This window comes from Emticicia sp. GW821-FHT11C11 (assembly GCF_058808615.1).
On the sequence record NZ_JBXARV010000003.1, the window covers coordinates 48,808 to 61,525 of the forward strand.

A 12,718-nucleotide genomic window follows, 5' to 3' on the forward strand; every position below is an offset into this window, starting at 1 on the left:
ATTTGGTGGCTGTATTACTTACACGTATTTCTTCCATTTAAAGTATATCCATAGTGCTACGGTAACCGCTGCCATAAAACCAAGGGTATAAAAATAACCATAGGGATGATGCAGCTCAGGCATGTTGTCGAAATTCATACCATAAATACCGGCTATGAACGATAAAGGCATAAAAATGGCCGTAAAAACAGTAAGCGTTTTCATCACCGAATTCATCTTGTTGCTCAGGCTGGTCAGATAAATATTCTGGATGTTCTCAATCATTTCCCTGTAGGTTTCAATGGTATCGAGTATCTGAAGGATATGGTCGTAGATGTCTCTCAGGTAAACATTGGTAGAAGGCTGAATGAGAGGCGAATCTTCTCTGACGAGCGTGCCGAACATATCTCTCAATGGTACAACTGCTTTGCGGACAGTCATTAGTTCCCGCTTAAAGCGGTATAGCAGATTCTGATCGTCTGCTTCAGGCTTCTCAATGATTTTTACTTCCAGTTCTTCCAGCTTTTCACCTAGTTTCTCCAGCACAATAAAGTAATTGTCAACCACCAGGTCGCAGCAGGAATAATACAGATAATCGGCTTTGCCTTTACGGGTTTTGCCTATAGAAGCCTTTAACCTGCTGAAAATCGGTGCAAATACATCGGTTTTGTGGATTTCCTGAAAACTGATTACGAAATCTTCGCCTAATACCATGGCTACGTGTTCTGATTCTATCTGGTTTAGCTCCTGATTGAACTGAAACATTTTCATTATCGTAAAAAGCTGATTTTCTCCGAAATGCTCTAGTTTGGGTTTCTGCCCGGTGTTTAAAACATCCTCAAGTAATAGCGGATGCAAATGATAATGTTTACCGATGGCTTCTATCACATGGGCTTCATGAATACCGTCAACATCCAGCCATGTTACCTGATTCGCTTTATTAGCAGGCCGGCATTCATTTAAAACCTTTATAGTCTTTTCATGATAAGCCTCCTGATTAAACTCCACTAGTTTAATTTCGGTGCTTTCTGCAACCTCTTTGCCTACATATACCAGTGTGCCTGGTGATGTGAAAGCCTTTTTATTGTAATAATTGCCCGTTTTTTTATGATGTTTCGCCATGGCTGTGCTGTTACGCAAGAAAATCTTTGTTAAAATTAACCAGAAAAACCTCTTTTACTCCACGCGTAATGGCTGTATAAAGCCATCTGATGTATTCGTTATCTATCGGGGTATCCGGAGGGAGATAGCCCTGATCAATGAAAACAGCATCCCACTGCCCACCCTGCGACTTATGACAGGTAAGCGCATAAGCGAACTTTACCTGTAATGCATTCAGATAGGGGTCGGCTTTCAGTAACTCCTGCCGCTCCCGTTTTGATTTCGCCCAGAAATAATCTTTCATTACACTTTCATACAAAGCTTTGTTTTCTTCGGGTGTCAGTGTAGGTGCATTAGAGTACAAGGTATTCAGAATCAGTTTGGCATCAAACTCGGGCTCATCGGGGTAATCGACCAGGCGCAGGGTGGCATTTATAAATCTGAAACCGTGCATTTCTTCTTCCCTGCGTAGTTTCACTACTTCAACAAAGTCGCCATTGGCAATAAATCCTGCCTTCGAGTCTTCCCCCAGAATAGAATAATTGTTTCTGACGGTCATCAGCATGTCGCCGTTTTCAATCTCGTTTTCGGCATAATTGATAGCGTTCCTGATATAACGGTTATACTGAACAGCCGATTTATTAGATCGTGTAATGATGGTCGTATTCTCGCGGCCGTATTTATCATAGGCGTATCTGAGTCCATCTTCCAGCCGGTCGCTCTTCATCCGGAAAATATCCTTAAACTTACTGGTTACCAGTTGTATGGCCGGTTCTTCGGTACCAAGCAGGTTTCTTAAAGAGGTGGCATTGGCTAATATGCCCGATTGCTGTTCCTGTCGCATTACTTCGGTCAGGCAATGTTCGGTTAAGTCTGTATGGTAATGGTTTCTGAGATGGTCGGCATGTAGTGCGGGGCTCATTGCCATTTTTACAGGGGGTAGCTGGGCTTCATCACCAATCAATAAAAGTTTGTTTGTTTCATGCTCAAAAACATAATCCAGCAAATCGTGCAAGAGACTTTTAGTGCCAAAATCCCTGTCGTCTGATATCATAGAGGCCTCATCAACAATATAAACAGTGCCTTCGCTGGTGTTTTTCATGCGCTCAAACGCCAGCGCTCCGGTGTAAGTGTTTTCAACCTGCCGGTATATTTTCTTATGAATCGTAAAGGCACTTTTTTTAGCATAGCCTGCCATCACTTTGGCAGCCCGGCCAGTTGGCGCTATCAATACTGACTTGTAACCAAATTCGCGCAGTACTTTTATCAGCGTATTTATGAAGGTCGTCTTACCGGTACCGGCATAGCCTTTCAGCAAAAATACATCTCTGAATTTATCTTCGTTCAGAATAAACTCATCCATCAGTTCAAACAACCGGGCCTGGCCGGGTGTTGGCGTAAAAGGAAACTTTTTGAATAGCCTGTCTGATGGTTTCGTATCTGGTGGAAGATTCATCTGCGGAAGCACTTTATTTTTATGCAAAGTAAGCAGATATAAGCTGAGCTTAAAAAAGTATATGGGAATCTATTCGAAAATACCACAAAAAACATTCATGTTTTCCTGAACTGACGTATATCTTTGCACAATTTTTCATTCGAAGGCTATGCTCGATACCACTCAGGAAACAGCCATAAAACTCTACGGGAACCGGATCCGCATACGGGTTTGCGGTGTCTGTATTGAAAACGGACTGATTCTGCTGGTGGGCCATCAGGGTATAATTGATGCGCATGAAGTATGGTTGCCACCGGGTGGTGGATTAGAAGAGAACGAGACGCTGACAGCCGCACTTGAAAGAGAGTTTCTGGAAGAAACAGGGCTTCACGTCAATGTTGGAGCATTTCTTTTTGAAAGAGAGTTTATACACGCACCATTACATGGCATTGAACTATACTTTGCCGTTAAGGTGGTAGCAGGCACGTTAAAAAAAGGACAGGACCCTGAGGCAGACGGGGAGTCGCAGTTAATCAGAGAGGTAAAATGGGTGCCCGTTGAAAACAGGGATTTTTTATCAGAAGACCTATATTTGGCGATAAATAATTAGGAAATCGTTTGAATTTTGTTAAAATTGTCAGATTAAACGACAATTTCTTTTTGAACCAATAAAATAAGCCAAAGAATTTGGAGGCCATTGTAACTAATATTTTACCAAGCTTTGAAATAAAAGATGACCGTTTTGATGTGAGTCAGATAGCTGACTGTCATTTGTTGATAGAGGTGGGTCATGACCGTTTTCGTTTTGCCATTTACAATACAATTCATCATGTGGTGATGTGGCTGGAAGACTACCACGTGTTTTCATTGTATAAACACAGCCAGTTATTGAATACTGTGAAACGGGTTTATGAAGGCCACCAATTTCTGACAGCCAATTACTGGAAGACCATCAGGCTGACTGTTAATACCAATCATTTTACGTTGATTCCGGATGAGTTTTATCAGCCGGATGAAATGGCCAAATACCTGAATTTTGCTGCAGGAAAAAACCTGGCTGAATATGAACAGGTATTTGAATTTAAGCATGGACATTCGGGAATCGTGAATCTTTTCAGTGTTGAAAAAGAATTGATAAGCTGGTTGAAAGAAATGTATCCGGCCAAGAGTATTATACCTACACCGGTGCTTGGTAATCTGATTGAGGGCATCATAAAAGACAGAACCAACAAGGGGCTGCATCTCTATTTTGAAGAAAACCATGTATCGTTGGTTTATTTTCAGGATGCCAAATTACACTTCTGTAATCGTTTTCAGTACCGCACCCCTCAGGACATGGTCTACTATGTCATGTTTATTATGAAAGAGTTGGGTCTGCAGGCCGAAATACCGGCTATATTTTATGGTGAAATCACGTCTTTCTCTGAGGGCTACGCACTCCTGAGCAAGGCGCTTAAAAATATAGAGTTTGCTGCGAACCCGACAAAGGTAAAGTTTAGTCAGTACTTTGAAGAAATGCCCGAGCATCGATATTATACTTTGTTTTGCTCTTATTATTTTAACTAAATCGTTCTTCGTCTATTTAACCCTGGTTACTTCATGAAAAGAATAGCTTTATTCCCCGGCTCTTTCGATCCGTTTACCAAAGGCCATGCCGATATAGTCTCCCGAGGACTGAAACTGTTCGATGAAGTAATCATAGGGATAGGAACCAACACGCAAAAGCAACGCTATTTTTCTCTAGAACTGATGGTTCAGAAAATCAGAGCGGCTTTTAATGATACGGATAAAATCAGGATTATCTCATACGACGACCTGACTGCCAACGTGGCCAGAGATTTAGGCGCAAACTTTTTGTTGAGAGGATTAAGAAACACAACCGATTTTGAATACGAGAACACCATATCGCAGGTAAACAGACATTTGATAGACGAACTGGAAACTGTTTTCCTGATTACTTCGCCTGAACTGGCGCCCATTAGCTCAACAATTGTGAGAGAATTGCATAAGTTTGGCGCCAGGGTGGATGATTTTTTACCTTACAATCTGGAATAAAATGCCTGCCTTATGCGTTTAGTTCTAAGCATTAAATAGTAATTTTGCAGCGCCGTTTTAAAACATACACAAAGAAAATAAATTAGCAATGAGAAAATTATTTTATATACTGGCATTAGTCTCATTTATTGTTGCCTGTAAAGGTAATGGTAAAGACCCTGAGAACGCTTCTGTCAAAATACTTACGGCTAATTACTGGAAACTAGACCGATTTACCGATGCGAGCGGCAAAACCCTGAGCAATAATGATTTGAACTCGCAGGCACAGGCTATTTTTGATCTGGAAATTGAGTTTCGCGAAGATAATGTTACCCGTGGCAGAGACAAGGCATCAAAACAGATTAAGAATGCCGGAAGTTGGTATCTGAAAGAAGACAACAAAATACTGGATATACAGATAATCGGATTTGGCGGAGAATTTAAAGTAATTCAGTTGTCGAACACCAGAATGATTCTGCAAGCGGTAAAAAACCAGTATATCTCGTCAACGAGTACGGTTAATCTTGAGCTTGTACCTTCGTTATAGTTTATCCGTTTTTTAGTACTACGCTTTTTTCTACATTTTACAAGTGAATTTCTTTTCTGAACCCATTCTTACGGGGGCAACGGTTCTACTGACCGACAGCCGCTTTATTTCTCAGCCCCGGCAGAGCATCTTTTTTGCAATTAAAGGCGAAAGACACGACGGCCATAATTTTATCGAAGCGCTCTACGAAAAGGGTGTGAGGGAGTTTGTCGTAGAAAAAAAAGCAGCGCCTGCCGATTTATTCGCCCGTTTTCCGGAAGGCAAATTCTGGATGGTAGAAAACGGTATTAAAGCCCTGCAGAATTTAGCAGCCTGGCATAGAAAGAAATTCGATATCCCCGTAATAGGTATTACAGGCAGTAACGGCAAAACTATTGTAAAAGAATGGCTGAGCAGCCTGCTTGCCCGTGACTACGCCATTATCAAAAGCCCCAGAAGTTATAATTCACAAATAGGTGTCGGGTTGTCGGTATGGCAAATGAACGAAAGCCACACTTTGGGTATATTTGAGGCAGGTATTTCGAAGTCCGGAGAGATGGAGAACCTCGAGCCCATCATAAGCCCTACTATCGGTATATTTACCAATGTGGGGTCTGCACATGATGAGGGTTTCCGAAGCCGGAAACAAAAAGTCACTGAAAAGCTCCGCTTATTTAAGAGAAGCAAAACGCTTATTTATTGCAAAGACTACGAAGAGATTGACGAAGAAATTAAGTTGTTGCTGAAAGCGGTTAATCCGAAGATAGAACTGATCGGTTGGTCGAGAAGTCAGGAGAACCCTATTAATGTAACAGCTACAAAAGCGGACACTTATACTACATTGCGTATCAACTGGAATGCTGAAGAATATGAATTCAGAATTCCGTTTACCGACGATGCATCTATCGAGAACGCTACACATTGCGTTTTTGCCAAACTTTTACTGACTCCAAAAGGACAGAATCTGAGTATTACGGTTGAAGCCCTCATGAATCTGAAACCGGTAGCCATGCGCCTGGAACTGAAACAGGGCATTAATGATTGCTACCTGATTGACGACACCTATAATAACGATTACGCAGGCCTGAGCATGGCGCTCAATTTCATGAGCCAGCACCATACAAAACCACATAAGGTATTGATCATCAGTGACCTGCTGCAGTCAGGCTTAAAGGAAGCAGAACTATATAAAAGCATTGCTGATCTGGTAAAAGGCAAAGGAATAGATCAGATGATTGGCATAGGTGCTGATATTTCAAGAAATGCAGCGTTTTTTGAAGACGCGGTTTTTTATCCGTCTACCGAGGCCTTTCTGAACGATTACCCCGTCAATCAGTTACACGATAGCCTGATACTGGTAAAGGGAGCCAGGAAATTTACCTTTGAGAAAATAGTTGACAGACTTATACAAAAGGTACACGGTACAGTATTTGAAATAAATCTGGATGCCCTGACACATAACCTGAACTTTTACAGAAGCAAAGCCGGCAACAATACCAAAATAATGGTAATGGTAAAAGCCTATGCATATGGCAGCGGCAGTGCAGAAGTAGCCAGCTTGTTAGAATATCACCGGGTTGATTATCTCGGAGTGGCCTATCCTGACGAGGGAGTGGCTTTGCGCCAGAATGGCATCAAATTACCTATCATGGTGCTTAATTCCCAGCCGGAAACTTTCAGTAAGTTGCAGGAATTTGACCTCGAACCCGAAATTTACAGTTTTCAGATATTCAGACTTTTTCAGGATTTTATAAAGTCGTTTCCTGATTCAGCATTCAAGATTCACATCAAGCTCGACACAGGTATGCACCGCCTGGGCTTTGAAGAGCAAGATATTGATGCACTCATAACGCAGTTGAAGCAGAATCCGTCTATCAAAGTGGCCTCTATATTCAGCCACCTGGTTGGCGCTGATGAAGCAGAACATAACGATTTCTCAAAATCTCAGATCGCGCGGTTCAAGCGCATGTCTGATACAATCATACAGTCTTTACCGGCCAGAGAAACCCCTCCTTTGCGCCATATCTGTAATTCAGCAGGTATAATCCGTTTCCCTGAAGCCAGATTTGATATGGTAAGATTGGGCATCGGTCTTTATGGGGTAGAAGCAACCGGAACAGAGCAGAATGCCCTGCAAACGGTGGGTACCTTGAAAACCATTATATCTCAGATAAAGCATCTTAAAAAAGGTGAAACCATTGGGTATAGCCGGAAAGGAGTGTTGGATAAAGATTCACGCATTGCTACCATTGCCATTGGATATGCTGATGGTTTCGACAGAGGTTTCAGCAAGGGAGTAGGAGAGGTGCTGGTAAATGGTACCCGATGCCCCGTGATAGGCAATGTTTGTATGGACATGACCATGGTTGATGTAACAGAAGCCAGATGTGAAGAAGGAGACGAGGTAATTATTTTTGGTAAAGACCTGCCTATTCATGAACTGGCTGCTTCTATCGGAACCATACCCTACGAGATTCTGACAGGAGTAAGTGAACGTGTCAAACGTATATTTTATAAAGAGTAAGGATTTTAAAAAGCGATTTTGCGAAAAGCAGAAGTCGTCAGTATATTTGTGAAACCAAACATTCAGACCTAAGTGAAAAAAATATCCATCATCCTCAGCGCAACTTTATTGTCTTTTACAGCTTTTCGCAGCGAAGATTTCAAACCTTACACAGAGCATATTCCCGGGCTTAGCCATGGGCTTGATATGGTGCCGATTCCGGCAGGAGAGTTTACAATGGGCAGCCCTGAAACAGAAAAAGACCGCAAACCTGAAGAAGGCCCACAACACAAAGTAAAAATTGATGCTTTCTATATGGCCAAATTTGAAACCAGTTGGGAAATGTACGAAGCATTTTTTAACAAGGAACTGGAAGTGGCTGATGCTAAAAATACAGCAGAAGTAAAAAGCAGAGTAGATGTAGTGGTGCGTCCGACACAGCCTTATGTGGAGATGTCGTTCGGACAAGGAAAAGAAAGCGGTTTCCCGGTTTGTAATGTTACTCAGTTTGCAGCCAGAGCTTTTTGTAAGTGGTTATATGCCAAAACCGGGCATTTTTATCGCCTGCCGACAGAGGCCGAATGGGAATACGCAGCACGCGCCGGCAGCAAAACTACTTTCTATTTTGGTGATGACGCTTCTCAACTGAAAGACTACGCCTGGTTCTTTGATAATTCTGACGGTGCCTATAAAAAAGTAGGACAGAAAAAACCAAATGCATGGGGATTACACGATATGTATGGTAACGTAGCAGAATGGACCTCTGACTTATACGTGGCCGATTTTTATGGTAAACCTGAAGCAGGTGATAATCCATACGTAAAGCCGGCCAAGCATTACCCGCATGTAATCCGTGGCGGTCATTGGGACGATGACACTGATAAACTACGTAGCGCTGCGCGTCGTACTTCAACGCCGGATTTGAAACAACGTGACCCGCAGATTCCGAAATCTGACTGGTGGTTGACAGATGCGCCTTTCCTTGGTTTCAGAGTAGTAAGACCTGTGAAAGAACCATCGAAAGAAGAAATTGAAGCCTATTTTGCCCGCCCTCCGAAAGATATACCTTGATAGATGGGGAAATTGGTGATTGAGTGAATTAGTGATTGAGAATGAGCGATTTCAATTCGTTTACTCAGATGGTAAATAGCAATTAAAAATAGAATGGTGAATGAGTGACATTTAATATGCATTCATTCACCATTTGTATTTAAAGAGTAAAGCCTATTAAAGACTACTCAATCACTAATTCGCTCAATCACTCAATAGCTATTACCTACAAAGCTACTGTTGGCTTCCGTTTTAATATCAAAGCGCTGATAAGTGTAACAACCAGACCGACCGGAAGTATTTCAAAATAGGTAAACAGAATAACGCCGATAGGGGTTTCATATAGCTTTGACCATTGTTCCATCTGGGCTATTTCTTCCTGAATTTTGACAGCCGATTCTCCACTATTCTTTGCCTTTTCAGTCATTTGAGAAGTATATACTTCCATGAAGTCGGGTACGAAAACATAATAATCAACCAGCCATACCAGCACGTAAACCGTAGAGGCAACCAGACTTATAAGCAGGCCAACCTTAAAGGCTTTGCCAAAACTGATAGCACCATTGTTAAGTTTGTCGCGGTAGTTTTTAATTCCCACAAAAACCAGTGAGAATGCCAGAAGCATAGAAGCATACCCAACCCAGATATTGCCTTCGAAACTTCCTTTAGCATAGCAATAGGCAATAGAACAAACCATAAAGGTAGACACGATAACCCCGGCTATCAGTCCGCTAATAAGTACAATTCTTTTCATAGTGTTTTGTTTTTGTTTAGGCTGTAAAACTGGTATCAAAAAACTAATTGTGGGTCATACTTTCGGGTGATTTTATCAGAACACCTGTTTTTCATACCAAAGGGTGAGCCGGTTTAAGGTATCAGGCTCATTCTTTTGGCTTTTTCAATAGCCTGTGTGCGTCGTTTTACCTCCAGTTTCTCAAATACATTCGACGTGTGCGTTTTAATAGTATTCAGCGATACAAATAGTTGTCCGGCAATCTCCTGATTACTAAGCCCGGTTGCCATCAGTTGCAATACTTCCAGTTCCCGTTTGCTCAGGCCCAATTCCTGTAGCAATGTTTCATTCAGTTGAAATTCTTCTGCGCTTTCCTGCCGTATTGTTTTTTCAATAATTTGCTCAACTACCTGAATCTCCACTTTAGGTGTCATGAGTTTTAAGGCCAGCCATATTCCCAAGCCTGTGAAAATAAGCGCAATGGAGCCAATATAAATCTCCATAGAATGGCTAAAAAGAATGAACCGCAGCTCCAGCCATTTCAACAGAAAAAGCAAAATGGCCAGGCTGATACCATAAATAACAGTTTGTTTATTTCTTATCAGAAAATCAGGAATCATCTTCAACATTCTCAAAAGTATCGTCCCATTTTGGGGTGTTCAACAATCAGTTTTTTCAGTTTCAGGTTTTCAATACTTCCCTGTATTGAGTAAACTACCTTGCCTCCGGGTTCAACCAGCAGTGTATAAGGCAAAGCGCCGTTCCACTTCGGATCCATCGCTTCTATCAGTTTATAAATGTCTTCTTCCTTAAATATATAGTTTTTTACGCCCGAATGTTTGCTTTGCAGAAATTTAAGTGCTTTATCTTTTTTATCAGGCTTATCGGCAGAAAGAGATACGAATTCAAAATCACGGGCGCCATACATGCGTTGCAGTTCCAGAAAATCAGGATACTCCATAATGCAGGGTCCGCACCAGGTAGCCCATACATTAATGAGTCGCAACTTGTCTGAATCATTCGCTACTAATTTTTTAACGCCTTCTGTATCAATATCTTCCAGCGTAACCGGTCGTGATTCCCAGTTTTTTTCGTTCTTAGCTTTGTATTCGGTGTTCCATGACCATTTCACTGAGCAGCCAAAAGTTTTGGTTTGCGGCGTAGCTACCTCTTTTCCAGCCAGTACTGCATCAATGGCAGCACGCAAATCTTCTGCATTGGCTTTCCCGGGTTTTTCTATACCATCAAGCCGGCCATTATATCTGAGTATACGCTGAGCATCAAATACAAAGGCGTGTGGCGTAGCCACGGGGCCATATTTAATCGAAGTTCCCTCGGTGTCTCCGTCGTATAGGTATGGAAAGTTAAAGCCCTTGTCTCTGGCACGCACAATCATATTCTCGTAGTCGTCGTTCAGGTCAGTATATCCCAATTCTTCCAGTAATACAGAAACAGGGCTGTTGGGTGATATGGCCACTACTGCAACCCCTTTACTTTTGTAGTCGCTTACGATGGCTTTCGTGCGGTCTTCATATGCCTGCGCTGTGGGGCAATGCGTACAGGTAAAAATTATAACCAATACTTTGGCCGAAGCAAAGTCTTTCAGTGAGTAGAACTTCCCGTCTGTTGCAGGTAATCTGAAATCAGGTGCTGTTGACCCGATGGCCAGTGTAGGTGTAGGCTGTCTGGGTATGTTCTGAGGTTTGGCGATAAACCTTGCCTGTGAAAAAGCCATCGCGCCTGAAAGCACCAGTATCAACACAATATAGGTTTTCATAGTTTTTATAGCTGAGGAGGTAGAACAGATAATCAAAATTACCGATAAATTAAATGTTTTTCAAAATAATTGAAATCAGACGTCAGACATTTTCAAAAAAAAAGAGCAATAATTTCAGGAAATACGATAAATTTGTTCTCTTAAAAATTTCAACTCGTATAACCTCATAAACACATGAACACAAACTTTTCTCGCCGGGATTTTGTAAAAGCTTCGGCAGTAGTTGCAGGTGGTTTGTCTGTAACCAGTCTGCCTTTTGAATCAGCGGCCACTTCTTCTGTTGACGATACCATCAAAGTTGCTTTGATAGGTTGTGGCGGCCGCGGAACAGGTGCTGCCATGCAGGCGCTTTCTGTAAAACAAAATGTGAAATTAGTAGCGATGGCCGATGCTTTTCGCGACAGAATAGATTCTTGCTATAAAAACCTTACTACTGAAAAAGAAAATGGTAAAGGTGTAAAAGGACGTGTAGATGTAACGGAAGAACGCAAGTTTACAGGTTTTGACGGCTACAAACAAGCAATAGCTTTAGCAGATGTAGTTATCCTGACAACGCCTCCGGGTTTCCGTCCGATTCATTTTGAAGAAGCGGTTCGTCAGGGCAAACACGTTTTCATGGAGAAACCAGTGGCTACTGATGCACCGGGTATCCGCCGTGTATTGGCTGCAGCCGAAGAGTCTAAAAAGAAAAATCTGAAAGTAGTAGTTGGTTTGCAACGCCATTACCAAAAATCATACTTAGAAACTTATAACAAAGTTATAAATGAAGGTGCAATCGGCGATATCGTATCTGCCCGTTGCTACTGGAATAACGACGGTGTATGGGTAAATGAGCGCCAGGCCGGACAAACCGAAATGGAATACCAAATGCGTAACTGGTATTATTTCGTATGGCTTTGCGGTGACCACATCAATGAGCAGCATATCCATAACATTGATGTTATCAACTGGTTTAAAGGCGGCTATCCGACAGAAGCACTCGGCTTCGGCGGTCGTCAGGTTAGAACTGACAAGAAATTCGGTGAAATCTATGACCACCACGCAATCGAATATAAATATGCTGATGGTATGGTTCTTGGCAGCTACTGCCGTCACCAGCCGGGTACTGTTTCTGATGTATCAGAGCATCTGATCGGTACGAAAGGCCGTGCTACTGAAGGCAGAATTTTTGACCTGAAAGGTAACAGCATCTGGAGACACAAAGGTGAAGGAGACAAAAACCCTTATCAGGTTGAGCATGACGTGCTGTTTGATTGCATTGTAAACAATAAGCCGATCAATGATGCTGAAAACGGTGCGAAAAGTACCTTGACAGCCATTATGGGTCGTATGGCCAGCTACTCTGGTAAACGTGTGAAATGGGAAGAAGCGCTTAACTCGGAGATTAACCTGATGCCTGATAAATATACCTGGGATACCCTTCCAAAAGTGTTACCAGACAAAGACGGTTGGTATCCGATTCCGATGCCGGGTAAAACCAAAGCAGTATAAGTAGAACGGAATGATATTCCGTTTCCTTTGCTTGTAATAACTCATCTGATTGATTTTGATTCAGATACTCAATAAAACAAAAAACCTGC

At 42.1% G+C, this 12,718-nt stretch carries 12 protein-coding genes; 7 read left to right on the forward strand and 5 right to left on the reverse strand.

The window, feature by feature from the left end; genetic code table 11:
* Positions 1 to 18: 18 nt before the first annotated feature.
* Together corA and AC1RRY_RS15390 are read right to left on the reverse strand one after the other, a co-directional pair.
* The gene (corA, locus tag AC1RRY_RS15385) at positions 19 to 1,101 is read right to left on the reverse strand and encodes a magnesium/cobalt transporter CorA (protein WP_492823036.1); all 1,083 of its coding nucleotides are present in this window, start codon (positions 1,099 to 1,101) and stop codon (positions 19 to 21) included.
* A gap of 10 nt (positions 1,102 to 1,111) precedes the next feature.
* Positions 1,112 to 2,536 (reverse strand): ATP-dependent DNA helicase, encoded by a 1,425-nt coding sequence (locus AC1RRY_RS15390; protein WP_492823034.1) that lies wholly within the window; start codon positions 2,534 to 2,536, stop codon positions 1,112 to 1,114.
* 148 nt (positions 2,537 to 2,684) lie between these two features.
* On the opposite strand from AC1RRY_RS15390, the gene AC1RRY_RS15395 reads away from it, so the two are divergent.
* From AC1RRY_RS15395 to AC1RRY_RS15420, 6 genes are all read left to right on the forward strand, one after another.
* Entirely contained in the window at positions 2,685 to 3,125 is a 441-nt protein-coding gene (locus AC1RRY_RS15395) for an NUDIX domain-containing protein (protein ID WP_492823032.1), read from the forward strand.
* 77 nt (positions 3,126 to 3,202) lie between these two features.
* Entirely contained in the window at positions 3,203 to 4,081 is an 879-nt protein-coding gene (locus AC1RRY_RS15400; protein WP_492823030.1) for a DUF3822 family protein, read from the forward strand.
* A gap of 33 nt (positions 4,082 to 4,114) precedes the next feature.
* Entirely contained in the window at positions 4,115 to 4,570 is a 456-nt protein-coding gene (gene coaD / locus AC1RRY_RS15405) for a pantetheine-phosphate adenylyltransferase (RefSeq protein ID WP_492823028.1), read from the forward strand.
* 88 nt (positions 4,571 to 4,658) lie between these two features.
* Complete coding sequence (locus AC1RRY_RS15410) at positions 4,659 to 5,096, forward strand: hypothetical protein (protein WP_492823026.1); 438 nt, start codon at positions 4,659 to 4,661, stop codon at positions 5,094 to 5,096.
* Positions 5,097 to 5,139: 43 nt separating this feature from the next.
* Positions 5,140 to 7,599, forward strand: coding sequence for a bifunctional UDP-N-acetylmuramoyl-tripeptide:D-alanyl-D-alanine ligase/alanine racemase (locus AC1RRY_RS15415; RefSeq protein ID WP_492823025.1), 2,460 nt, complete (start codon positions 5,140 to 5,142; stop codon positions 7,597 to 7,599).
* A 72-nt stretch (positions 7,600 to 7,671) separates the two neighbouring features.
* Positions 7,672 to 8,649 carry a formylglycine-generating enzyme family protein gene (locus AC1RRY_RS15420; protein WP_492823023.1) on the forward strand — a complete coding sequence of 326 codons (978 nt, stop codon included), beginning with the start codon at positions 7,672 to 7,674 and terminating at the stop codon, positions 8,647 to 8,649.
* A gap of 205 nt (positions 8,650 to 8,854) precedes the next feature.
* On the opposite strand, the gene AC1RRY_RS15425 is transcribed toward AC1RRY_RS15420, so the two are convergent.
* From AC1RRY_RS15425 to AC1RRY_RS15435, 3 genes are all read right to left on the reverse strand, one after another.
* Positions 8,855 to 9,382, reverse strand: coding sequence for a DUF4199 domain-containing protein (locus tag AC1RRY_RS15425; RefSeq protein WP_492823021.1), 528 nt, complete (start codon positions 9,380 to 9,382; stop codon positions 8,855 to 8,857).
* A gap of 113 nt (positions 9,383 to 9,495) precedes the next feature.
* Positions 9,496 to 9,990 carry a helix-turn-helix transcriptional regulator gene (locus tag AC1RRY_RS15430; protein WP_492823019.1) on the reverse strand — a complete coding sequence of 165 codons (495 nt, stop codon included), beginning with the start codon at positions 9,988 to 9,990 and terminating at the stop codon, positions 9,496 to 9,498.
* Positions 9,991 to 9,992: 2 nt separating this feature from the next.
* The gene (locus AC1RRY_RS15435) at positions 9,993 to 11,138 is read right to left on the reverse strand and encodes a redoxin domain-containing protein (protein WP_492823017.1); all 1,146 of its coding nucleotides are present in this window, start codon (positions 11,136 to 11,138) and stop codon (positions 9,993 to 9,995) included.
* Between the two features lie 174 nt (positions 11,139 to 11,312).
* On the opposite strand from AC1RRY_RS15435, the gene AC1RRY_RS15440 reads away from it, so the two are divergent.
* Positions 11,313 to 12,629: a Gfo/Idh/MocA family oxidoreductase gene (locus AC1RRY_RS15440; RefSeq protein ID WP_492823015.1), complete on the forward strand. Its 1,317-nt coding sequence runs from the start codon at positions 11,313 to 11,315 to the stop codon at positions 12,627 to 12,629.
* The last annotated feature ends 89 nt before the right edge of the window (positions 12,630 to 12,718 follow it).

Excerpts from the sequence above, each read along its gene's own strand:
- corA (WP_492823036.1), bottom strand. The coding sequence starts at position 1,101 with ATGGCGAAACATCATAAAAAAACGGGCAATTATTACAATAAAAAGGCT.
- AC1RRY_RS15425 (WP_492823021.1), bottom strand. The coding sequence starts at position 9,382 with ATGAAAAGAATTGTACTTATTAGCGGACTGATAGCCGGGGTTATCGTG.
- coaD (WP_492823028.1), top strand. The coding sequence starts at position 4,115 with ATGAAAAGAATAGCTTTATTCCCCGGCTCTTTCGATCCGTTTACCAAA.
- AC1RRY_RS15430 (WP_492823019.1), bottom strand. The coding sequence starts at position 9,990 with ATGTTGAAGATGATTCCTGATTTTCTGATAAGAAATAAACAAACTGTT.
- AC1RRY_RS15395 (WP_492823032.1), top strand. The coding sequence starts at position 2,685 with ATGCTCGATACCACTCAGGAAACAGCCATAAAACTCTACGGGAACCGG.
- AC1RRY_RS15390 (WP_492823034.1), bottom strand. The coding sequence starts at position 2,536 with ATGAATCTTCCACCAGATACGAAACCATCAGACAGGCTATTCAAAAAG.
- AC1RRY_RS15435 (WP_492823017.1), bottom strand. The coding sequence starts at position 11,138 with ATGAAAACCTATATTGTGTTGATACTGGTGCTTTCAGGCGCGATGGCT.
- AC1RRY_RS15440 (WP_492823015.1), top strand. The coding sequence starts at position 11,313 with ATGAACACAAACTTTTCTCGCCGGGATTTTGTAAAAGCTTCGGCAGTA.
- AC1RRY_RS15410 (WP_492823026.1), top strand. The coding sequence starts at position 4,659 with ATGAGAAAATTATTTTATATACTGGCATTAGTCTCATTTATTGTTGCC.